The 22,357-nt window shown below is 41.7% G+C and carries 19 protein-coding genes; 5 read left to right on the top strand and 14 right to left on the bottom strand.

The window, feature by feature from the left end; translation table 11 throughout:
- Nucleotides 1–52 precede the first annotated feature (52 nt).
- Genes ACLI1A_RS02645 through ACLI1A_RS02635 form a run of 3 tightly spaced genes read right to left on the bottom strand, consistent with a single transcriptional unit; the run spans nt 53 to nt 2,862 of the window.
- Nucleotides 53–1,867 carry a hypothetical protein gene (locus ACLI1A_RS02645; RefSeq protein ID WP_411405803.1) on the bottom strand — a complete coding sequence of 605 codons (1,815 nt, stop codon included), beginning with the start codon at nt 1,865–1,867 and terminating at the stop codon, nt 53–55.
- Nucleotides 1,864–2,409 (bottom strand): RNA polymerase sigma factor, encoded by a 546-nt coding sequence (locus ACLI1A_RS02640; RefSeq protein ID WP_411405801.1) that lies wholly within the window; start codon nt 2,407–2,409, stop codon nt 1,864–1,866. Before ACLI1A_RS02640 ends, ACLI1A_RS02645 begins: the two co-directional genes overlap by 4 nt.
- Before the next feature lie 24 nt (nt 2,410–2,433).
- Entirely contained in the window at nt 2,434–2,862 is a 429-nt protein-coding gene (locus ACLI1A_RS02635) for a hypothetical protein (RefSeq protein ID WP_411405799.1), read from the bottom strand.
- A 231-nt stretch (nt 2,863–3,093) separates the two neighbouring features.
- On the opposite strand from ACLI1A_RS02635, the gene ACLI1A_RS02630 reads away from it, so the two are divergent.
- Nucleotides 3,094–4,317: a hypothetical protein gene (locus ACLI1A_RS02630; RefSeq protein WP_411405797.1), complete on the top strand. Its 1,224-nt coding sequence runs from the start codon at nt 3,094–3,096 to the stop codon at nt 4,315–4,317.
- Nucleotides 4,318–4,379: 62 nt separating this feature from the next.
- On the opposite strand, the gene recA is transcribed toward ACLI1A_RS02630, so the two are convergent.
- Complete coding sequence (gene recA / locus ACLI1A_RS02625) at nt 4,380–5,387, bottom strand: recombinase RecA (protein ID WP_411405795.1); 1,008 nt, start codon at nt 5,385–5,387, stop codon at nt 4,380–4,382.
- 161 nt (nt 5,388–5,548) lie between these two features.
- Between recA and ACLI1A_RS02620 the strand changes: the two genes are divergently transcribed.
- On the top strand, nt 5,549–7,426 hold the full coding sequence (locus ACLI1A_RS02620; RefSeq protein ID WP_411405793.1) for a tetratricopeptide repeat protein: 1,878 nt from the start codon (nt 5,549–5,551) through the stop codon (nt 7,424–7,426).
- A gap of 13 nt (nt 7,427–7,439) precedes the next feature.
- On the opposite strand, the gene ACLI1A_RS02615 is transcribed toward ACLI1A_RS02620, so the two are convergent.
- Nucleotides 7,440–8,213, bottom strand: coding sequence for a glycerophosphodiester phosphodiesterase (locus ACLI1A_RS02615; protein ID WP_411405791.1), 774 nt, complete (start codon nt 8,211–8,213; stop codon nt 7,440–7,442).
- 128 nt (nt 8,214–8,341) lie between these two features.
- On the opposite strand from ACLI1A_RS02615, the gene ACLI1A_RS02610 reads away from it, so the two are divergent.
- The gene (locus ACLI1A_RS02610) at nt 8,342–8,887 is read left to right on the top strand and encodes a hypothetical protein (protein WP_411405789.1); all 546 of its coding nucleotides are present in this window, start codon (nt 8,342–8,344) and stop codon (nt 8,885–8,887) included.
- Nucleotides 8,888–8,899: 12 nt separating this feature from the next.
- On the opposite strand, the gene ACLI1A_RS02605 is transcribed toward ACLI1A_RS02610, so the two are convergent.
- Nucleotides 8,900–9,895, bottom strand: a complete 996-nt coding sequence (locus tag ACLI1A_RS02605; protein ID WP_411405787.1) for a helix-turn-helix transcriptional regulator — start codon at nt 9,893–9,895, stop codon at nt 8,900–8,902.
- 97 nt (nt 9,896–9,992) lie between these two features.
- Here ACLI1A_RS02605 and ACLI1A_RS02600 point away from each other — a divergent pair, with 97 nt between their 5' ends.
- Nucleotides 9,993–11,381, top strand: a complete 1,389-nt coding sequence (locus ACLI1A_RS02600) for an RtcB family protein (RefSeq protein ID WP_411405785.1) — start codon at nt 9,993–9,995, stop codon at nt 11,379–11,381.
- Nucleotides 11,382–11,516: 135 nt separating this feature from the next.
- Nucleotides 11,517–12,860 (top strand): rhodanese-related sulfurtransferase, encoded by a 1,344-nt coding sequence (locus ACLI1A_RS02595; protein WP_411405783.1) that lies wholly within the window; start codon nt 11,517–11,519, stop codon nt 12,858–12,860.
- A gap of 68 nt (nt 12,861–12,928) precedes the next feature.
- On the opposite strand, the gene ACLI1A_RS02590 is transcribed toward ACLI1A_RS02595, so the two are convergent.
- The 8 genes from ACLI1A_RS02590 to ACLI1A_RS02555 form a co-directional block, all read right to left on the bottom strand.
- Nucleotides 12,929–14,254: a murein hydrolase activator EnvC family protein gene (locus ACLI1A_RS02590; protein ID WP_411405781.1), complete on the bottom strand. Its 1,326-nt coding sequence runs from the start codon at nt 14,252–14,254 to the stop codon at nt 12,929–12,931.
- A gap of 13 nt (nt 14,255–14,267) precedes the next feature.
- Nucleotides 14,268–15,050 carry a DUF4292 domain-containing protein gene (locus ACLI1A_RS02585; RefSeq protein WP_411405779.1) on the bottom strand — a complete coding sequence of 261 codons (783 nt, stop codon included), beginning with the start codon at nt 15,048–15,050 and terminating at the stop codon, nt 14,268–14,270.
- Nucleotides 15,051–15,072: 22 nt separating this feature from the next.
- Entirely contained in the window at nt 15,073–16,374 is a 1,302-nt protein-coding gene (locus ACLI1A_RS02580) for a tetratricopeptide repeat protein (RefSeq protein WP_411405777.1), read from the bottom strand.
- A gap of 6 nt (nt 16,375–16,380) precedes the next feature.
- A complete protein-coding gene (locus tag ACLI1A_RS02575; protein WP_411405775.1) occupies nt 16,381–17,391 on the bottom strand; it encodes a sugar phosphate nucleotidyltransferase in 1,011 nt (336 codons plus the stop codon).
- Nucleotides 17,392–17,397: 6 nt separating this feature from the next.
- A complete protein-coding gene (locus ACLI1A_RS02570; protein ID WP_411405773.1) occupies nt 17,398–18,390 on the bottom strand; it encodes a tetratricopeptide repeat protein in 993 nt (330 codons plus the stop codon).
- A gap of 22 nt (nt 18,391–18,412) precedes the next feature.
- Nucleotides 18,413–18,853 carry a dUTP diphosphatase gene (gene dut / locus ACLI1A_RS02565; RefSeq protein ID WP_411405771.1) on the bottom strand — a complete coding sequence of 147 codons (441 nt, stop codon included), beginning with the start codon at nt 18,851–18,853 and terminating at the stop codon, nt 18,413–18,415.
- Complete coding sequence (locus ACLI1A_RS02560) at nt 18,853–20,307, bottom strand: lipopolysaccharide biosynthesis protein (protein WP_411405769.1); 1,455 nt, start codon at nt 20,305–20,307, stop codon at nt 18,853–18,855. Before ACLI1A_RS02560 ends, dut begins: the two co-directional genes overlap by 1 nt.
- A gap of 169 nt (nt 20,308–20,476) precedes the next feature.
- Complete coding sequence (locus ACLI1A_RS02555) at nt 20,477–22,339, bottom strand: OmpA family protein (protein WP_411405767.1); 1,863 nt, start codon at nt 22,337–22,339, stop codon at nt 20,477–20,479.
- Nucleotides 22,340–22,357: the final 18 nt, after the last annotated feature.

Below are 22,357 nucleotides of genomic sequence, written 5' to 3'. Positions count from 1 at the left end.
AGAGGCGTTTTTTCTTAACTTAACTAAATGGCCGTAAACTGCGGCCTATCAACTAAAAACTAAAACTAATACCCGAATATAAGCCTATAAAATACGGCTTAAAGTCTGTAGCGTCGCGGCTGTAAGTGTTTACCTGGTACTTAAACGTAGGCTCAAAGTTGGCCTCAAATGATTTAAAGAACCTGTATCTGAACCCTACACCCAGGTTAGTACTAAAGTGTACATTATTAAGGTTTTCGGCCTCGCCTACGCTTGTAGCCAACCCCTGTGTACTTACTACGCTTACATTATTTTCGTTAAGGAACAGTGTACTTACACCACCTATAACCTGTATACCAAATTTCTTATTCAGCAGCGCATACGATAGCTCCATAGGCACCTCTACATAACCTGTGGTTTGCACCATAGAACCCTCATAGGTGTCCTTAGCAAGCGAATTAGTTGTAAGCGAACCCATTTGCCCTTCTGTCTTGTCGCGCACCACTATATTAGCGTTACGGCCTTTTGCTACGTTGCTGGTAGAGGCATCTAATGAGGCATAAAACTCTATACCCTGGGTGGCGTAGTTAAGGTTTACAGTATTTACACCCGTGCGTATGCTCAGGCGGTTGTTTACCGCATAGTTAACGCCTATACCATAACTAAGGTCTTTGTCAAAATTCTTTGTGTTACCGGCAAACTGTGCGTCTATAGAAGACCCATTACCCATAGCACTGTAGAAAACCGGGGCCAACTGTGGTTTTACATTCCACTTAGGCGAAGAAACCTCCGCTACCTGCTTGTCTTTATCTTTACCTTCCTGTTGTTCCCTTAGCAACTTTTCAAGCTCATTCTCGGGCTTGGTTTTTACCGTATCTGTAGTAGCTTCGGCAAGCGCAGTTTCATTGGCTATAGTAACATTTTTATCAATTACAGCAGTGTTGTTGCTTTCAGCGCTGTTACCTGTATTGTTATTATTAGCATCCTTACCGGCAGTACTATTATTTTGCGCGACAGCGTTTTGGTTAGACCGAAAAACCTGACTACCTGTACTCTTATCAGCAGTAAGTGTATTACCGGGATTTAAAGCAGGATTTTTGCCGTTTACACCCGAATTTTTATCCGATGCATTCCTGCCGGTTTTATCATTTTGGGCTATTGCCGTATTGTTTTGGTTAAACGGTTCTCGGTTTATAGTATTGCCGTTAGGCGCAGTTGTATTGTGCTGTTGTGTCGCCTTGTTACGGTTGCCACGTTTTTTACTATTAGCATTGTGGGCAGCCACAGCATTTTCATTAGCTGTTGCACCCATAATACCGTCTTTACCCTGACCTGGTGCAACCTGAGTGTTATTATGGTTTTGGTTACGGCCTTGGTGCGCTTTTATACCTTCACCCGAAACCACTGCATTATTATATTTTTCATACACAGCATTCTTGCTGCTGTTAGTATCTGCCGATCCTGTTCCCGAACCTGTACCACCTTTTCCGGATTGCTTGCCCTTGTCGTTATCTTTTCCGGCTATCGCATCATCATTGCCCAGGCTGATGTTTCCTTTATCTTTGCCCGAACCTATAGTTCCGGCAGGACGGTCAAGGGCATTAGTATCTTTGCCCACACCCATCGGTTGCTTAGGGGCAGTAACCACAGCGGGATCAGCATCATGCGATACACCATCGACACCTGAAAGGTATTGCCACCCAAAAAACGCAGCCAGCACAAGTCCTGCCGCTATGCCCGAATAACGGAACCACAGCGGAACAGCGCGGCGTTTTTTCTTCTCTTCCAGCGCTTCGCGTACGTTTTCCCAAACGTACTCGGGCGGATCTGCTTCAAAATCTTTGAAGCGCTCCCGGAACAGCCTTTCTAAGTCTTTCTTATCATTCATTTTGCATGCGGTATTTTATTACCGTGTTGGTATGCTTCTATTTTTTCTTTCAATATCATCCTTGCGCGGGCAAGGTTCGATTTGGATGTACCGTCGGATATGTTCAGCATTTCCGATATTTCCTTGTGCGAATACCCGTCTGTTACATACAAATTAAATACCATCCTGTAACGGTCCGGTAATTCCTGTATAATTTTTAACAGGAAATCCATAGGCACCTCATCATCATCCACTACAACATCCAGTTCTTCAGGCATGTTTTCACTGACGAGGTCAAATATACCGTGTGTGCGGTACTTTTGCAACACATTATTGACCATCAGCCTTTTGGCCCATCCTTCAAAGGAGCCCTGAAAACGGTACTGGCCTATTTTTTCAAAAAGCAATATAAAACCGTCCTGTAAATTATCTTCTGCGTCTACCCGGCTTCGGCTGTACTTAAGGCATACTGCAAAAAGCTTTGGGGCCAGCAGGCGGTATAGCTGCTCCTGGGCCCTGATGCTGTTTGCCTGGCAATCTTTTATGATTTGATCTAAGCCCAATAGTATGCACTTAATTTTTACCGTTTATTGTTCAATTGGCACTTCTACTTCCAGGTAAGTATCTGTCCCGTGATCGTCACCCTTATAAAACCTGAATAAGTAGCTGTCATATTCATCTAAAGGCACCTCAAAGTTAAACGTAGCCACATCGGCAGTAAAACTGTCTAAAGGACTGCAATTATCGCTATCAAGCACCATGTTTTCAATAGCTACCGTACGTGTATTGGTGTTCTTATCATAATAAAACCCATTAAGGTAATAGCAGTTGTTAGGCCTATGGTAGTACATTGTTATCGGGTAAGTTTGCCCACGAGCCATAGAAGCCGGTAAGCTCACGCTATCTGTAGGCATATACTCAAGATGGAAATTAATCTCGGGCGCATTATCTACCGAACAGGCCACCGCAATTATCCCGGTTACAAATACTATAAACACTAAAAAACTCTTTCTCATAATTTCCACGAAAATTTTCTCCTTGTTAGTAAGATGCAAAGTTGCTCAAAAGGTTGCGTTTACGCTTCATGAAGTTACGAAAATATTTTCTGGCACGCAGTTTGGATATATACCAATAAGCAACAATAAAGGCCTGTTGTTGCCAATATGAAAAAAACAAGGACAAAATCCGGTAAGTGTATCGGATGAAGTATTAAAAAAATCAATTAATAAAAATACCATTACTGAATCATGAAAACCGTTAAGAACATATTTGCTGTTGCGCTTGGCTTTACTGCCATGGCGGCTACAGCACAGGAAGCAACAGTTTCCGGAGGATATAAAGGTGAAGGCTTTAGCCTGGAAGGCGCACTGGCCATGTTTAAACAGGCGAAATCTCCTGCTGAATTTGAGAAACTGATAAACGAAGAAGGTAATAATGTAAACAACCTGGATCTTAACAACGACGGGGAAACAGACTATATTACCGTAACCGACATTAAAGACGGAGATGCGCATGCAGTAGTGCTAAGCACCTACCTGGATAACAACGAAAAACAGGATATAGCTACCATAGGTATAGAAAAAACAGGTACCGAAAGGGCTATACTGCAAATAGAAGGTGATGAAGACTTGTATGCCGATGGATCAATCATAGAACCACAGGATATTAAAACCACGGTAAAAGGTGGTAAAGGCCCCGATATGGGCGTAACCGACGTACATGCCATAGTAGTAAACGTGTGGATATGGCCGGTAGTACAGTTTATTTATGAACCGGCTTATGTGGTGTATGTATCACCATGGCACTGGAGGGCATACCCGGTGTGGTACCGCCCGTGGAGGCCTGTACATTATACAGTATTTTACGGACATTGTGCCCCTTACCGCACTTACTACAGGCCGGCCCCAAGCCGTAGGGTTGCAGTAGCCTACAGGGCTTATGCCCCCTACAGAAGAACGGCCGTAGTAGTACACAACAGCAGCCCACGCAGGTATGCGCCGGATTCAAGGCAAAATTCTTACCGCAATAGCTCTACACGAAACAACGCCTACACAGGTCGCAACAATGGCAACTACAACACCAGGAACAACAGTCGCAGCACTAACAACAGTCGTGGCTATAGCCGAAATAATACAGCTGTTACCGGCAGGAACAATGCACCAACACGCACCATGAACCAGGGTAACAGTATGGGTAACCGCAACACTGCTATAAACTCAGGTAGAAGTAATACTCCAACCCGTAACATGAGCCAGGGCAATACCTCAGGCAGCAGGAATATGGCTATGAACAGCGGCAGGAATATAAACCGCAACAACATGGCAACTAACAACGGCGGCGGCAGCCGTAATGCAACCATGAGCAGCAGGAATACAAGCCGCAACAATGGTGGCGCAACTGTAAGCCGTGGCGGAGGTAGTCATAACAACGGTGGCGCAGCACGAAACGGCGGCGGCCATGGCAGGAACTAAAGATTTCACCACATTACAGATAACGAAAAACGCTGCCTTATAGGGCAGCGTTTTTGTATTTATTATTGTTGTGATTCTTCCTTGATGGCTTCTTTTATACGAAGTTCCAGTTCTTCGGCAAGTTCAGGGTTGTCTTTAAGCAACGCCTTAACCGCATCACGACCCTGCCCCAGCTTGGTATCGCCGTAGCTGAACCATGAGCCCGATTTCTTGATGATTTCAAACTCTACCGCAAGATCCAGGATTTCGCCTGTTTTGCTTACGCCTTCGCCATACATAATGTCGAACTCAGCAGTTTTAAACGGTGGCGCTACTTTGTTCTTAACCACTTTTACCTTAGTACGGTTACCTATAACGCTGTCGCCATCTTTAATTTGCGATGACTTACGGATATCTAACCTTACCGAAGCGTAAAACTTCAGTGCGTTACCACCCGTAGTAGTTTCAGGGTTACCAAACATCACCCCTATCTTCTCACGAAGCTGGTTGATGAAGAATACCGTACAGTTGGTTTTATTAATAGTAGCCGTAAGCTTACGAAGCGCCTGGCTCATAAGGCGTGCATGCAGACCCATTTTAGAGTCGCCCATTTCACCTTCAATCTCGCTCTTAGGCGTAAGTGCCGCAACCGAGTCGATAACCACAATGTCTATGGCTCCCGAACGGATAAGGTTTTCGGCAATTTCAAGTGCCTGCTCACCGTTATCCGGCTGCGATATGATAAGGTTTTCTACATCTACACCCAGTTTTACTGCATAATGACGGTCAAACGCGTGTTCTGCATCAATGAATGCGGCAATACCACCTGCCTTTTGCGCCTCTGCAATGGCGTGTAGCGTAAGGGTGGTTTTACCCGATGATTCCGGACCGTAGATTTCTATGATCCTGCCACGTGGGTAACCGTTTACACCCAGTGCAAGGTCAACCCCAAGCGAACCCGATGGTATGGCTTCTACTTCCTCTACCGCCTGGTCGCCCAGTTTCATTACGGTACCTTTACCGTAGGCTTTATCCAGTTTATCCAGCGTAAGCTGTAACGCTTTTAATTTAGCTTCTCTTTCTCCACTCATGGCTATATACTATTTTGAGTAAAATTAATTCTTTTTTCCTTCTGCAATATTAAGAATATTTTCTTAGTTACAAAATTATTTTCTGATAAAATTTTTTATTTGCTTAGATAATCGATTAAGCGTATGAATTTTTGTTAAATTTATTTTCTAATCACACCAATATGAAAAAAATTTATTTCCTTTTGTTTTTGTTCTCATTAAGTATTAATTCACAAGAAAAACCTAATGAGAAAATCAAAAATTTAGAAGAGACTGTCCAAGAGTTAAAAAACGAAAATGAAATTCTAAAAAACAATTACAATAATTTATCTGTTAACTATCAACACACTAACGATAGATTAAATAATTATTTAACTTACACAGGGTTTATTGCATCAATTTTCGGAATAATTATCGCTGTCGCCGGTATATATATAGGATTCGAAAGCCTTAAATCTCAAAATCGTCAAAAATCTGCGATTAAAACCCTTGAAGAAGCAAAATCTTACGTGAATGGCAAAAAAAATGATTTTGATATATTAATCGAAGATAAAAAGACATTATTACAACAAGAGTACGATAAAATAACTACTCTTTTTAAAGACAAGCTTTTAAGTGATATCGAAATAGAAACATCAAAAGTTAAAGAATTAGCGGAAAGAAAAACGGAAGAGATACAAAATGTTTCGATAGATTCTAGCAACAAAACCATTGAATTATTGGAAAAAAGACTGGAATTTTTTGAAAATGTAAGTATTCCTGATGACCCTAAGATTTTATTTTCTAAAGCTCAGATATTACGGGATAAAAAAATGCATTCAGATGCCATTTCCCTTCTTGAGAAAGTTATTATGAAAGAACCAATGCATAATGAGGCATATTGGTATCTTGGTTTTGAATATGCTGAACTTAAATATCATGATAAATCTATACAGAATTATCTTAAAGCTTTAGAAATAAGTCCTAAGAGCTCATCTGCCTATAATAATATCGCATTACAGTATGCTATTAAAGATAATCCTCTAGAAGCCCTTAATAATTTTGACAAGGCCATTGATATTGATAATAAAAAAGAGCTTTATTATAATAATCGTATTGAAGTATTAAAAAAGCTAAAAAGTAACGAAAGGGTTATTGCTGATTATTTAAAACTAATTATTATCAATCCAACTAATGAAGATTATTACATTAAATTAATTCAATTATTCGAAGGAGAAAAAAAGTTTAGCGATGCTATCGAATATTCCAATAAGGCTATTGAACAGTTCCAAATGGATAATGAAAAAGTGAATAATTTTAAATATATAAAAGCCTTATTATTAGAAAATAATGGTAGAGAAAGTGAGGCAGTAGATATTTTGCAAAACCTCATTGATAATAGTTACAAAATTGAAAATTGCTATTTTAAAATAGCCGACTTAAAAAGTAAATTAGGTCAGATTGAGGAAGCTATATCGATTTTAGATAATGGCTTATTAAACAATTCTCTTTCATCCAATTTATATATATATAAAGCTTTCATACAATCACAGGAAAGTATTAATAGTGCAAAAGAGACGATTGATCAGGGTGGACAAAAAATTAACACCGAATCTTTTTATTTTTTAGCCGCTCGTTTTTTTAGCAATAAAGAGAGGAGAGAACTAGCAAATTACTGTTATGAAGGTGTGCTAAAAATGATAGAACAAAAGATTAGTATTAATAAAGCGGAGGAAGGGGATTTTTTGAATTATTATGAAACAAAAATTATTCTCGAAAAATCTGTAACCGATTTTAATGACAATTTTAGAGTTCGAATTACTAGTGAAAAATATCAAACTGTATTAAATATTTTAGACATAATTATTGAATTATTAGAAAAATTCGATAACATAGAAAAAATTAAAGCTATTGAAAAAATTAAGAACTTAAATCTTGAAGCTAAAGACAAATCTTTATACAGTTGGAACTTTACAGATCTTTTGTCGTATATTAAAGAAAAAAATAACAACAATTTATTCCTTTTCGTGAAAAATATAGACTTGTACATGTCGCAAACGATACGAATTGAAGAACTTTAAGTATAAAAATTGTCTAATTTTTCTCCCCAACCACCTCAAACAGCAACTCCGGCTCATTAGTAGTAATATACTCAACGTGTTGTTTAATAAGGTTTTCCATGTCGGCGCGGTCGTTCACCGTCCAGGCGTTTATGGTAAGACCCAGCTTGTGCGCTTCGGCAATGTAATCAGGGTGTTCGTTGTACACACTAAAATGGTAGTCTAAGCCCGTATAACCCGCAGCCTTGGCTTCGGCAGGAGTTTTGTCCCCGGTTAGGTATTGTACTTTTGCTTTTGGGTCAAGCTCATGGATACGGATGCCCACTTCCCAGCCAAAAGAAATGTACTCTACCCACTTCTGGGCCTTAAGTTTCTTCACCATAGCCACAGTGGCATCGGCAACTGCAAGGGCGCGTTCGGGGCTTATGCGGCTGGTTTTAATTTCCAGTATCAGCTTGGTTTTACGTTGTTTCATGCCTTCTTTCAGGTAGGCTTCCAGTGTAGGGATACTTTCGCCGTTAGGGTGTTTTTTGGTCAGCAGTTCGGCATAAGTGGTTTTTTCTATATCTAGGCCGTAAAACTCGTGGTCGTGGTTTACCACCAGTACGTTATCTAAGGTTAAATGCACATCAAACTCGCTACCGTGGCAACCCTCGGCAATGGCCTGTTTTAACGATGCTATACTGTTTTCGGGCAGGTTGTGGGTTTTCCAGGCGCCGCGGTGGGCTACTACTATGTTGTTGTTAAACTGGGCAAAGGTTGTCAGCGTAAACAACAATACGGCACTTAGGCTAAGCAGTTTTTTCATTTTCGGGAATGATATTTGGGTTTTGTGGCGGCTAATTTAATCTAAAATAATAGCAACCAAAGTTATGAGGGGGTTATTTAACATGTACTAACTTTACTCTATATCCGTTATAAGAAAAAACCACCGCCATGTACCGATTGTTATTTTTCATATTATTCTTAAGCGTTAACTTGTTCGGACAAGAAAACTGCATTAAAATAAAGCTCAACCTTACACATAACGAAGATTATACTTTCACCTATGAAAATGCCCGGCTTATCCTTACCGGAAACGGGCGTAATGATACACTTCGTCCAAACCGTGAACTGGAGTTTAATATGGAAAATCTCACAAAAGGTGATTACCAGTTTCGTATTATTCCTAACAACAGTTTAGACAGAACTACTGAGCATTATTACAAATTTCATTTTGATACACCAGCCCAGCAAAAACATCCTTTTGAAATCACTTACAGTCCTTTTTGCCCCTACAGTATAGAAAACAAAACCTGTCCCGTATGTTGTACGGAAAAACACGTAATACCTGTTAGATATGGTTTAATTGCCGTTATAGAGAAAAGAGATAAAAACGGCAATATTATTAATGATGATAAAAAGAAGTTTAAAGCAGGCGGCTGCGTAGTTAGCGATTGCGACCCTCAGTGGTACTGCGAACAGGACGATGTGAAGTTTTAACCACCGAAGCAATCACTCATAGTGCTTTAATGCCTTATTAAATTTCTGAATCAATCGCTGCCTTAAACTTTCGGGCTGTATCACCCGCAGCGAATCGCCAAACCCCAGCAGCAATCGTTCCAGTTCGTAATTAATTTGCACGCATATTTTAAAGATTGTTCCTCCTTTTTTTTCTTCCACTACCACCTGCGAATGATGAAACGGTTTTGTTTTTACATAAGGCGCATTAAGCTTGTCTACAAAGAAAATGATGTTCCTGCCCCGTTGCCTTTCCGAAACAGTAACCCCTATTACTTCGCTGAAAAAGTTGTCCGGGTCAATTTTTTTGTCCTCATAAATCTCCTCATCTAAAACATTTATTTGTTCCATTCTGTCTAATGCAAGGTTAACTATCTTACCCTGCTTGGTACAGAACAGGAACCAGCGGTTGTTGTATTCTTTCAGGAACTGCGGGTGCACTACAAACTGGTTAAAATCTATAGCTGAGAAACTTTTGTACGTAATATCCAAGACTTTTTTCTCCAATATACTCTGGTACAAAACATCTATAAACTCAAGCCCCTTTAGCCGGTCATTCTTATCAAGATGTATTATCGATTTTTGCTGAACCGAATGAATGGAATTTTCCAGCTTTTGCAGCACACCGTTCATTTCTGCAAACATCGAAAAATCTTTAAACTGCTTCAGTATCTGTATGGCATTGTTCATTGCCTTTAAATCATTCTCGTTAACCGATATGTTATGAATGCTATACTCAGGATCGCTATATCTGTAGTATTTTTTCTCGTAAACCTCAATCGGCGCTTCATAACCAAACTTTTCGCTGCGCATATTTTGCAAATCGGCCTGCACGGTACGTTTGCTTACATAGGCTTCCTTTCCTTCAAACTCAAACAGCGCTTCCGAACATTCGTCTATAAGATCATCCAGGGTGTACTTTTTAAACCGGTTACTTAGGCATTTGTCCAGTGTTTTGTAGCGTATCAGCGCGTTTTTGTTTGACGACATTTCTTTTTTTTTTTATAAAACTACTAAAATTATTTCAACTACGCAGATACATTGCGCAGTTGCTATATTCCTTTGCATCAGAAAAATAATAAAGACCATGAAAACAGTTAGCGGAAATGAACTGATTGCTTTAGGTTACAGACCCGGAAAATGGTTTGCCGAAGCACTGGAGCACATCAACCAGAACAATTTAAATGAAGAAGAAATGCAGGCATACCTGGAGCAGTTTAAATCGCCCGAGCCATTGCCACTACATGCACAGCCGCAAGAATTTGTAATTAACATACGGGCAGAGCACGAAAGCGAAGCCGATAACGTAGACAAAGTAATAGGTACCATGAACGTACTTATGAAAACACCTACACTGGTTAAAGGAGCCATTATGCCCGACGCCTGCCCTACCGGCCCCGAAGGCCATATACCCGTGGGTGGTGTGGTAGTAGCAAAAAACGCCATTCACCCGGGATTTCACAGCGCAGATATTTGCTGCTCTGTAATGCTTACCGATTTTGGAAAAGTTGAACCCAAGACTGTTTTAGATGCGGCACATGCGGCTACGCATTTCGGTTACGGCGGAAGGCCACGGGGAGAACAAATGCCCATGTCGCAGGAATTGATGGACGCTTTTAGAGGGAATTATTTCCTTAATGAAGAACGACTAATAAGCATAGCCCGCTCGCATATGGGTACCCAGGGTGACGGTAACCACTTCTTGTTTGTGGGTATCTCCAAAAACACCGGAAACACCATGCTGGTTACCCATCATGGGTCGAGAGCGCCAGGCGCCATGCTGTACGATAAGGCTATGAAAACAGCCAATCGTTTCAGGATGGAACTTTCGCCGGACACGCTAAAGGAAAATGCGTGGATTCCGTTTGAAACCGAAGAAGGTAAACAGTATTGGGAAGCATTGCAGTTAATCAGGAATTGGACAAAGGAAAACCACGAATCCATTCATAACGCGATCTTGAAAAGCCTTGACGTTGAGAAACAAGACAGGTATTGGAACGAACATAACTTTGTATTCAGGGATGGTGATTTATTTTACCACGCAAAAGGGGCAACGCCACTGGACGATAAATTTTTGCCGGATATTACAGGACCGAGGTTAATTCCCCTGAATATGGCAGAGCCTGTATTGATTGTTCAGGGAACAACAAACGACAGAAATTTAGGTTTTGCCCCTCACGGAGCAGGTAGAAACTTCAGTAGAACGTTTCACAAAAGATCATTAGCGCACAAAACCACCGAGGAAATCTTTAATGAAGAAACTCAGGGATTAGACATCAGGTTTTTTAGCAATGAAATTGATATTTCTGAATTGCCCAGCGCCTACAAAAGCGCCAAAAACGTAAGGGCGCAAATTGAGGAATACGGTCTATGCGAAGTACTGGACGAGGTGATGCCGTACGGATGTATTATGGCAGGAGACGTGCAGAAAAACGCGCCCTGGAAGAATAAAAAGAAGTATAGAGCCAAAAGCTAAATGATTTACAAATAACTACTTAACACACCAACCAACAAACTTCCTGACTTTTCAGGAAAATTATTACCTTTGCTGCGGTTCCGCCAATAGGAGCCGCAGTATTTTTTTTATTTTCTCAACTTAAACTGTGATAGCATGCAACTGTATAACACTTTAAGCGCCGAGGAAAGGGCCGCACTTATAGAAGAAAGCGGCAAGCAGCGCCTTACGCTGTCTTTCTACGCGTACGCAAACATTGAAGATCCACAAGCTTTTCGCGACAGCCTTTTTGTAACCTGGAACAAACTCGAAGTCCTGGGTCGTATCTACGTGGCCAAAGAAGGTATTAACGCCCAGCTTTCGCTTCCGGCCGATAACTTCTACGCGTTTAAAGACCACCTGGACACCATCCCTTTCCTTAAAGACATCCGCCTTAATGTGGCTGTAGAGCAGGACGATCTTTCGTTCCTAAAACTGACCATTAAGGTACGCAACAAAATTGTTGCCGACGGACTGGACGATGCTACGTTTGACGTAACCAACAAAGGCGTACATCTTGGTGCCAATGATTTTAATAAAATGCTGGAAGACCCTAATACCATTGTGGTGGACTTCCGTAACCACTACGAAAGCGAAGTGGGTCATTTTAAAGGCGCGATTACGCCCGATGTAGAAACCTTCCGCGAGTCGCTGCCTATTATTGAGGAGCAACTACAGGATTATAAAGAAGATAAAAACCTACTGATGTACTGTACCGGCGGTATCCGCTGCGAAAAGGCTTCGGCATTCTTTAGGCACAAAGGGTTTAAAAACGTGTACCAACTTGAAGGAGGTATTATAGAATATACCCGCCAGGTTAAGGAAGAAAACCTTGAAAGCAAGTTTATAGGTAAAAACTTCGTGTTTGACGGCCGTCTGGGCGAACGCATTACCGACGATATTATTTCGCAATGCCACCAGTGTGGTAAGCCGTGCGATAACCATACGAATTGTGCCAACGAAGCTTGTCACCTGCTCTTTATTCAGTGTGATGACTGTAAGGCATCTATGCACAATACCTGTTCGGCAGAATGCCTTGAAGTAATTCAGCTGCCTGAAGAGGAACAAAAAGCACTACGCCGTGGCGTAAATAAGGGCAACATGATTTTCCGCAAAGGCAAGTCAGACAAGTTGACCTATAAGCACAGTGGTGTACTTAGCGATACTCCTATAGCTACAGCCACAAAACCTGTGCGTGCACGCATTCGCAAAACGCTTATTGGGAAAGGCGAGCATTACTACCCTAAAGCGGGTGTAGGCCAGTTTACCATAGAGCAGGGCGAACTGAAAGCCGGTGATAAAATCATCATTTCGGGCCCTACAACAGGCGAACAGCAACTCACTGTAGAGAATATGCGTGTAAACGGAAATGAGGGCGCTGTGGCCACCGCAGGCGATAAGGTGACGTTTAACCTGCCGTTCCGTGTGCGTTTGTCTGATAAACTGTACAGAGTTTTATAAAACCCTATTCTACAATACTGAAAAAAGCTCCCTATTGGGAGCTTTTCTTATATAATACAAGTACGTTTTTACTTAGCAATCCACAATGCCGGGTTTTGTAATTTACTGTTTTGCGACACAATAAACTTAAGCACCGGCCTGCCATCAAGCTCCTTACCCACAGTACCTATTTTTTGATGGATAGATACCTTATCGCCTGCACTTACACTTATATTGTCAAGGTTAGAGTATACCGTAAAATAATCACCATGCTGTATACATACAATATAATTTCCACTCCTAAGTTTTTGCACACTTGAAACCTCGCCTCCAAAAACAGCTTTTACAGATGCGCCTTCTTCGGTAGTAATGTCTATCCCTTTATTGTTTACATCTATTCCATCTATATACGGGTGTGGGTGTGTACCAAAACTGCTGGAAACATAGCCTTTTTCTACCGGCCATGGCAGGTGGCCTTTATTAGCCCTAAAGTTGTCTGATACAACCTTACCCTCTTTGGTAAGAACAATTTTCTCTGAAGACACCGTGCTTTTTGCAGGAGCTGACGACGTTGTAGCCCCCGAAGATTTACCCGACGCCTTAGTAGATTTTGAAGATGATTTAGCAGCTACAGCAGCGGCCTCTTTCTCCTCTGCGGCCCTTTTAGCGGCGGCCTTACGGTTAGCTTCGGCAATTGCCTCGCGTATTACTGCATCAATCTTACGGTCTATTTCGCGGCTTTCGCGTTGTTTTGCTTTTACTTCGGCAGTGTATTTCTTTTTATTTTTCTGAATGTCTTTTACAAGCTTCTGCTGTTCGCCTTTGTCTTTTTCCAGTTCGTTCTTTTCTTTCTGGCTCTCGGCAAGCAATTTTTGCTTATCTTTTTTCTGTACGCCAAGCTTAGTTTGCAGGTCTTCAAGCTCGGTCATTTTACTGCGAATTTCATCGCCCTGTACCTTACGGAAACTGGCATACTGCTTCATGTACTGTACCCTTTTGTAAGCCTCAAGAAAATCCTTAGACGAAAGGATAAACATGATACGGCTTTGGTCTGAACGGCTCTGGTACGCCTTAAGAATCATTTTGGCATAATCATCTTTAAGCACTTCCAGCTCACGGTTCAGCTTGTTTATTTTAAGCTGGTTCAGGTAAATATCATCAGTAAGCAGGCGGGTTTGCTTCTTGGTAGTGCTAATTAGTTTTTCGCTAAGCTTTATTTTGGCATCGCTATCCGAAATCTTTGTTAACACAGATTTCTCTTTAGAGCTTTGGTCATTGATAAGGCTTTTAAGCGCCTTAATCTCTTTTTGTATCTGCTCTTTGCGCTCTTCCAGTTTTCTTTGCTGGTCGCCGCCCTGGGCCAGTGCCAGGGTGCTGCAGCCTATAAGGAAAAATATTAGCAAAAGTTGTTTCATCGCCTGTTATGGGTTAATCTACCGATATTTGTTCGTAGCCGTTTGGTATGTTGTACGGAAACGTAAGGTTTTCGTCAAATTTTACCGCTGTGTAGCTTATATCTATGTTTACTTTGTCTTTTTGTGTAGCCAGTATTTTAATCCCGGCCGGCAAAACCGCCTTAGTGTAATCCTGGTATCCGGTATAATTAACCTCCAGCATGCGGGGCTCAGCTCCGGCCTGGTTAATCAGTTGTTGTTTTAGCAGGTATTTATCACTTTCAAACAAAAAATCTTTTTGCAGTCCGGTACTTTTTCCGCTTAACCTGTACAGCCCGTTTTCTACAGACGACTTATAACCGCCCTGGTTAAGATCGTACAACGCACGGCCTACAAGCAGGTTCTGTACCTTGTTATAATCCAGCTCAGTACCCAGCCACTTGCTCAATACTTTATAATCGCCCTTAAAGTACGTACTGTTCAGTATTTCGTAGTACGAAACTTCATCGGGAGTAATTAGCGCCTTAGCCATGGTAACAAAGGCATAGCGCACCATAACCAGTATCTTCTGGTCTTTTAATATGCGTATTTCGGCTGTAACATCCTGCTCGTTCTTAGCATCCTTATACGACACATCCGAACGGATAACCAGGGTCTTATAATTTTCAGGGTTTTTATAATGCCCTGCAATAATCTCTTTTGCCGTTTTATCTTCTTCGGCTACTCCTGTCGTCACCGCCTGAGAGGCTGTTTGCTTGGTTTTACAAGAAACCAGTAGTGTAACAGCAATAATGCCGGTTATTAAAATCCTTTTCATATAGCATTTGTTAGTTTGGGCATTAAATTTTGCCCGCGGCCTTTTTAGCAATATCAAGCTGTTGCTTAAACTTTGTTGTAAGGGCGGCATCGTCTACAATAAAATCCTGTCCGCTTTCCAGCCATTCCTTAGCCTTACTATACTGCTGCTGCCTGTTGGCCGCAAGGCCGGCATAGTAGTACAGTATGGGCTGTGTAGGGTACAGATCAATATATTTTGTAGCCAGTTTATACATTTTATCATTTTGCCCACCCTCTGCATAGGTATACAGTAGCAATTCTACCCCTTCGGAGTCATCATCCTGCTGTGCAAGGCCTTTTTCGAAATAGCGTATGGCTTCGGCATAGTTCTTTTTATTAAAGAAAAACTTACCCACTTCCTTCGGTACATTAACCTTTCTATCAGCTCCGAAATACGTTACAGCTTTTTCAAGTGTAGGGAGATAAGCCGGGTTATTATTAGCATATATCAGGAATTCATTCAGCACGCGGTGCTTTATTTTTCCGTCTATTTTTTTGCTCCCCAGTATCTGCATCATGTTTTGCGAAGCCTTTTCACCGTCATTGTTATTCAGGTTGAATTTAAAAAGGCTCACCTGTGCCCAATCGCTGGTGGGTATTTCCTTTTCCAGCCTGCGAGCCACCTCCTCTGCCTTGGCTTCCTGGTTACTTTCGCTGTACAGGTAAATCAGGTCGATGTAATTTGCCTCGTTCTTCGGGTCTTTTTTAATGGCTTCTTCCAGCGTTTCCTTCTTTGGTTTAGAGTAGCGGCTGTCAGCCAGGATTTCCAGCCTGTAGGCTTCGCGCTTTTCGCTCATGCCCACGGTCTGCTCCATTTCATTAATCAGCGCCAATGCCTTATCATACTGCTGTGTGTACATGTACAGCGACACCAGGTCTTCCTGGTAATACTCCTTGCGCCATTCCATAAGCTTTTGCACTATGGTTATGGCACGGTTAAAGTCTTTCTGCTCATAGTACACATCATAAAGCCCTTGCCAGTACCAGCGGTTTTTAGGGTCTATTTCGGTAGCCTTTTTATAGGCCTTCTCCGCCTCAAAATAATTCTTCTGTGCAAAATAATTTTTACCCAACTCATGGTATACCACGGCATTATCCGGTTCTGCATTCAGGCACTTTTGCAATGATGCTATGGCTTTGTCGTAATTTTCCATACCCTTTTGTTTCAGGGCCTCATAGAAATTATCTTCAAACTCGTTGTTTGCCAGTGCTATTTCCTCGGGTTCCTGTTGGGCAAATGCAGCTACAGGCCCCAAAAGAGAGCCTGCAAGCACTATACCGCCAAAAAGGGCTTTTATTTTCATGTTATGTTATTCTAAAACACAATAGTCGCCTATGCTTACGGCTGTAAAATGACCGTTAAACACCGCATGGTTTCCTATCATGGCGTTATCCAGGTTAGCGTCTTTAATAGCCGCGTGGGTCTGTATAAGGCTGTTTTTTATGTTACTGTCTGTTACTACCGATTTATCTCCTATCGATACATTAGGACCTATGGTACTGTTTTTTATTACTACCCCCTCACCTATATAGCAAGGTGGTATTATAGTACTGTCATCAAGCACTACGGTATCTGAAACAAGGTTCAGTCCATCCTCGTAAAGGAAGTTCAGCATACGGCTGTTGGTTTCTACCGTAACGTCTTTATTACCGCAGTCCATCCAGTGCTCTACTTTACCGGGAACAAATTTCATGCCTTTCTGCTTCATATTTTCCAGGGCATCGGTAAGCTGGTACTCGCCGCCTTTCATAATATCATTATCCAGCAGGTATTGCAACTCACTACGAAGTGTTTCACCACTCTTAAAGTAATAGATACCAATGATGGCCAAATCGCTTACAAATTCCTTCGGTTTTTCTACGAAATCTACTATCTCATTCTTTTCGTTTAGCTGTACTACGCCAAAAGCGCTCGGGTCGTCTACGCGTTGTACCCATATAACACTGTCTGCTGTTGTATCTAACGTAAAATCAGCACGGAATAGTGTATCAGCATAGGCAACCACTACGGGGCCGCTCATGCTTTCCTTGGCACTCATAATAGCATGGGCAGTACCCAGCGGCTTATCCTGATAATATATAGAACCTTTAGCACCAAGTTTTTTGGCTATGGCTATAAGTTCTAAAGGCACTTTGTCTCCAAAGTCCTTGTGTATAATAAAGGCAATTTCTTCAATTTTCTGGTCCAGTACTGCTGCTATGTCTTCTACCAAGCGGTGCACTATGGGCTTACCTGCTATAGGAATAAGCGGTTTAGGTACTGTAAGTGTGTGTGGGCGCAGGCGCGATCCCCTGCCTGCCATGGGTACAATGATCTTCATCCTTATTTACTTCAAATCAATTTTATATTTCTTGGCCGCATCCAGAATAATCTGCAACTGCCCTTTTTCCTTTAAATCCTGATAAAACGCAGAGAGCATTTTCTCTGCATCTTTTATATACGGCGACCTTATTTCGTTGTAAATTAAATACGCCTGAAACATATAGTCGCAACCTTTTTGGTAATCGCCTGCAAAATAAAACGACCTGCCGGCACCATAATACCCTTCCGGATCCTGATCGTTTGCCTCAACAAGTTTCTCATATGTCTCTGCCGCCTGCTTATAGTCCTGTTTGTATTCATACACTATGGCCATATTTTGCAATGGCATAGTTCCGTAGGGATCTATTTCCAGCGACTTTTTATAGCACTTAAGTGCTTCGTCATAATTTCCCGCCTTACGGTAAGTAAGTCCTAAATCGTCCCATGCAAATGCAAATTCAGGATCTATTTCTAAAGCTTTCTTAAAACTGGCTATTGCTTTATCATACTTCTCTTTCGAAAAATAATCCTCCGCCTCATGGTAATATTTCAATGCCTCAGGATTCTTTGACATGGACTTATCCGATTGCAAATCATCACTGGCCACAAGTACCTTCATGCGCGGGCAATCCTCCATCATATAATCCTGTATTTCCCTAAAGTTCTTATCGCTCCTTATTTTTACAGTTATATTTTTGTTTGTGCCTACAATGGTATCGCCTTTAGCCGTTAAAGCAGCTTTAAGCAGTGCATCTATCTCCTTTTTCGTCTCCTTCATCTCATCAGAGTCCGGATCTGTCTGATGCCTTATAATAGACGAAGTAATGCATTCATTTATTTTTTCAAGCACAACTTCCTTACCCAGAGTAGCCGATATACCATCAAGACAATTACATGCCTCTTTTGCTACTTTTTTAATGAACTTCTTTTCCTTCTTTGCATCCTGCGCATGCATCAGGCCTGTTGTAAAGCCCAGCACTACAAGCATTACAACGCTAAATTTTAATTCCAGTTTCATGATGGTTGGTTTTTTAGGGTTATTATTTGGTTCCGGTACTCCCGAAGCCTCCTGCACCCCTGCTGGTATCGCTTAACTCCACGGTTTCCAGCCATTCGGCACGCTCGTGTTTTGCAATTACAAGCTGGGCTATGCGCTCACCATGCTCTACGGTAAACGGCTCATTTGATAAATTTACTAAAATTACACCAACTTCGCCCCTGTAGTCGGCATCAATTGTGCCGGGGCTGTTCAGTACTGTAATACCAAATTTTGCTGCAAGGCCGCTGCGTGGGCGTACCTGCGCCTCATACCCTACCGGAAGCTCTATAAAAAGCCCGGTTTTTATTATGGCACGCCCCAGCGGGTTTAGCACTACGGGTTCGCTTAGTACGGCGCGCAGGTCCATACCGGCACTAGCTATGGTTTCGTAATTAGGCAGGCTGTGGCCTGATTTATTAATAACTTTTACAGTAACTGACATTATTTTTTGACAAGTTTTAAGATTGATGTTTTTTCTTTTTTATACACAAAAACAAGGAATCCGATGAAGGCAACGTAGCCAAACACATAGGTTTCCCTTAATACAGGCACATAGAACGAAATTGCGGAAAGAACTATTGCCAGCCCCATATAGGTTCCTGTGGTTTTAAGATCGTACGGTATAGGGTAGTATTTTTGGCCGATGATGTATGAAACTACCATCATGGTGCCGTATGCCGACACCGTAGCTACTGCCGAACCCATATAGCCCCAAACGGGTATCAGTGCAAAATTGAACAACAGGGTAATCGCTGCACCAATACACGAAATATAAGCGCCCATTTTGGTTCTATCCGATAGCTTGTACCAAACCGAAAGGTTAGTGTATATACCAAGGCAGAAATTTGCCAGAATAATTATCGGCACTACATTCATCCCTTCCCAAAATGTTTCTTTTTGAATGATCATTACCTTCAATAAATCGGCAGAGGCTATTACGCCAAGCAGAATGATGGAACCCAGTATAACAAAATATTTGGTAATAGTAGCGTAGGTTTCGCGGGCGTTTTGCTTATCGGCATGGCTAAAGAAAAAAGGCTCTACCCCCAGCCTGAACGCAGTAGTAAACAGCGTCATGAATATGGCCAGCTTATAACAGGCAGAGTATACGCCTATCTGATGCTCGGGTATATTCAGGTATTTTAGTAGTGGCCTGTCGAAGGTTTCATTAATGGCAAAGGCAATACCCGCCACCATAACTGGGAGGGAATAATGCATAATCTTTTTCCACAACTGGTAATTAAAGTGCCATGAAAGTTTAAAGTAATGTGGCAACAGTAGTAAAAAAGCAGAAAGGCTGGCCATAACATTTGCCACAAAAACGTAGCCCCCCTGAAAATCTTCTACATAAATGCTGCTCCATATTCCGCCCGGATACGCCTTAGAAAGCTTGGGCAGAAACACCAGGAAAAAGAAGTTTAGAAACAGGTTTAAAGCCACGCTTCCTACTTTTACAGCAGCGTAAAACACCGGCCTGCTATCGGCACGCAGTTTTGAAAACGGAATTATACACAGCGCATCCAGCGCAAGTATCCAGATGTTATAGGTAATGTATTCTTTGTCTATCTCCAGAACCGATGCAAGCCCGTTACGGAACACCAATGCAAGGACAAGAAATGCTAATGACGACCAAAACAATGAAATTGTGGTAGTACTTATTACCTGCTTTTTATCTTCAGTATTATAGAACCGGAAAAAAGCCGTTTCCATACCGTACGCCAAAACAACATTAAAGAAAACCAGCCATGAAAAATTTATAGAAACCTCCGCGTACTTTTCTACATCCATAACACCGGATGTGTGCAGGGGTGTAAGTATAAAACTGAACATACGCGGCACCACAGTAGCTATACCGTATATGGCCGTTTGCTTAAAGAGTTTCTTTTGAAGGCTCAAGTATTGGTCTTTTTTTAATAATCAGCAAAAATAACGATATTTTTTTTGTGCAGGCCAAATTACGTTAACTATCATTACTAAATGTAACACTATTAAAAAACAACACCCCCGGCTTTTCAGCAGGGGGTGTTACTATTTGTATGCTTTGGTTTCGTTTGTTTAACTGTGATTATTGTTTCACGATGATAAACTCACTACGCCTGTTTTGTGCATGTTCTTCTTCAGTACACTTATCGCAGGCAACTTTAGGCTCGCTCTCGCCATAACCCTGACCAGAGATACGCTCTTTAGCTATACCTTTTGATATAATGTACTGTACTGTACTCTTAGCCCTACGGTTAGAAAGGCTCATGTTGTACTGGTCTGTACCACGGCTATCGGTGTGAGATTTAACCATAACAACAATATCAGGGTACGTTTTCATAGTTTCTATGATCTTATCAAGTTCAAAGGCAGCTTGTTTAGTAATGTTGCTCTTATCGTACTCGAAGTAGATGTTTTCAAACGTAATGATAGGTGGATTTGGTATCTCTACCGGTTTCAGCTTAGCATCAACCTTAAGCTCACCTCCAGGGTTTTTAGCTATAGGGAATGTACCACCTTCGTAACCCGAAGCTGTAGCCTGTACAGTGTAAGCCTTATCACAGTCGATGTTGTACGTAAGGTTACCATCTGTACCTGTAGTACGGGTTTCTATTACGTTACCTTTGTCATCAAGTATGGCTACAGTTGCTAATGCAATAGGAGCTCCTGTCTTAAGGTCACGAACCATTACAATAGCTTCTACACCACATATTGGAGTAGCAAGGTAAATTTTATCAAAACCTTCCCTGTTACTTGAGAAAAGACCTACTTTTTTAGTATCGTTAAAGCTGAATGCGAAGTCGTCTTTACCAGAGTTGATAGGAAGACCTACGTTTTTAGCCTCAGTACCTTTTTTAAGGTCGATTACAAACACGTCCAGAGATCCGAAACCTTTACGACCGTCTGATGCAAAGAAAAGTTTGTCTGAATCAGTGATGAAAGGGAAACTCTCCCTACCCTCAGTGTTGATCTTCGGACCAAGGTTGATAGGCTCACCGTAGCTGTTAGGGCCTTTTACCTCCACTTTCCAGATGTCAGTACTGCCGCCCATAGAACCTTCCCTGTCTGAAGCAAAGTATAGCCATTTGCCATCCTTGCTTATTGAAGGGTTTGCGGTACTCCATTTCTTATCGTTAAATGGTAGTTCCTCTATATTGTCCCATTTACCTTTAACTTTGGTCGCCTTGTAAAGATAAACCTGGCCTTGCTTAATGTTAGCCTTTTTATCTTTTACATACTCTTTTTCTACAAAGCTTTCGCTGGCAAAGTACATGGTGTTACCGTCTGCAGTTACTGCAGCAGGACCGTCATGCCACTTACTGTTTACCTCGCTTACTGGAACCGGCTCGCTTACAGTACCATTTTCATTGTAGGTAGCCTTGTAAAGGTCAAGGTACGGTTGCTCATCGGCGCCGTATTTTTTCCTTGTAACGTTACGCGCGCTGGTAAAGTAGATGGTGTTATCATCTGTAAGTACTCCACCAAAACTGCCGTATTTCTTGTCGTTAATGTCCAGTGCCTTCTCGTCAAACATCTTTGCCTGGCTCTGAAGCTTCGGCAGATAGTTAGGATCCTGCTTGAAAATGATAGCACGCTGATCGTTTGGAGCAAGGCTGGCAAACTTCTGCATCTGTGCATTAGCTTCCGCGTACTTGCCTTCTGCTTTCAGCATCTGGGCATATTTGTAGTACGTCTCGGCATCCTGCTGCGTTTTAGTAAGCTCTCCATACCATTTTACAGCTTCCTTGCTGTTAAAAATGTTGTAGTAGCTCTCTGCAAGTTGCTTCTTTACATACTCGTCTTTGTCTTTTACTTTTAGGTAAGCCGTAGCCGCATCAACATACTCCATGCGGGCATAAAGCTTGTCTGCATCCTTGGTGGCATCGCTCTGAGCCATTACTGAACCGGTAGCCAGCATAAAACCAAGGGTAATATATAGATTTCTCATATCTTCTTATTTTATGGT

Source organism: Flavobacterium sp. RHBU_3 (assembly GCF_046613565.1).
In the GTDB taxonomy this organism is placed as follows: Bacteria; Bacteroidota; Bacteroidia; order Flavobacteriales; family Flavobacteriaceae; genus Flavobacterium.
Note: the sequence above shows the minus strand (reverse complement) of the source record. Positions and strands in the feature narration are given on the sequence as shown.

Bases quoted from the DNA above. Each gene is read 5' to 3' on its own strand.
- recA (WP_411405795.1), bottom strand. From the start codon at position 5,387: ATGAGTGGAGAAAGAGAAGCTAAATTAAAAGCGTTACAGCTTACGCTG.
- ACLI1A_RS02620 (WP_411405793.1), top strand. From the start codon at position 5,549: ATGAAAAAAATTTATTTCCTTTTGTTTTTGTTCTCATTAAGTATTAAT.
- ACLI1A_RS02600 (WP_411405785.1), top strand. From the start codon at position 9,993: ATGAAAACAGTTAGCGGAAATGAACTGATTGCTTTAGGTTACAGACCC.
- ACLI1A_RS02585 (WP_411405779.1), bottom strand. From the start codon at position 15,050: ATGAAAAGGATTTTAATAACCGGCATTATTGCTGTTACACTACTGGTT.
- ACLI1A_RS02630 (WP_411405797.1), top strand. From the start codon at position 3,094: ATGAAAACCGTTAAGAACATATTTGCTGTTGCGCTTGGCTTTACTGCC.
- ACLI1A_RS02635 (WP_411405799.1), bottom strand. From the start codon at position 2,862: ATGAGAAAGAGTTTTTTAGTGTTTATAGTATTTGTAACCGGGATAATT.
- ACLI1A_RS02570 (WP_411405773.1), bottom strand. From the start codon at position 18,390: ATGAAACTGGAATTAAAATTTAGCGTTGTAATGCTTGTAGTGCTGGGC.
- ACLI1A_RS02555 (WP_411405767.1), bottom strand. From the start codon at position 22,339: ATGAGAAATCTATATATTACCCTTGGTTTTATGCTGGCTACCGGTTCA.
- ACLI1A_RS02590 (WP_411405781.1), bottom strand. From the start codon at position 14,254: ATGAAACAACTTTTGCTAATATTTTTCCTTATAGGCTGCAGCACCCTG.
- ACLI1A_RS02645 (WP_411405803.1), bottom strand. From the start codon at position 1,867: ATGAATGATAAGAAAGACTTAGAAAGGCTGTTCCGGGAGCGCTTCAAA.
- ACLI1A_RS02615 (WP_411405791.1), bottom strand. From the start codon at position 8,213: ATGAAAAAACTGCTTAGCCTAAGTGCCGTATTGTTGTTTACGCTGACA.
- ACLI1A_RS02610 (WP_411405789.1), top strand. From the start codon at position 8,342: ATGTACCGATTGTTATTTTTCATATTATTCTTAAGCGTTAACTTGTTC.
- ACLI1A_RS02580 (WP_411405777.1), bottom strand. From the start codon at position 16,374: ATGAAAATAAAAGCCCTTTTTGGCGGTATAGTGCTTGCAGGCTCTCTT.
- ACLI1A_RS02595 (WP_411405783.1), top strand. From the start codon at position 11,517: ATGCAACTGTATAACACTTTAAGCGCCGAGGAAAGGGCCGCACTTATA.
- ACLI1A_RS02575 (WP_411405775.1), bottom strand. From the start codon at position 17,391: ATGAAGATCATTGTACCCATGGCAGGCAGGGGATCGCGCCTGCGCCCA.
- ACLI1A_RS02605 (WP_411405787.1), bottom strand. From the start codon at position 9,895: ATGTCGTCAAACAAAAACGCGCTGATACGCTACAAAACACTGGACAAA.
- dut (WP_411405771.1), bottom strand. From the start codon at position 18,853: ATGTCAGTTACTGTAAAAGTTATTAATAAATCAGGCCACAGCCTGCCT.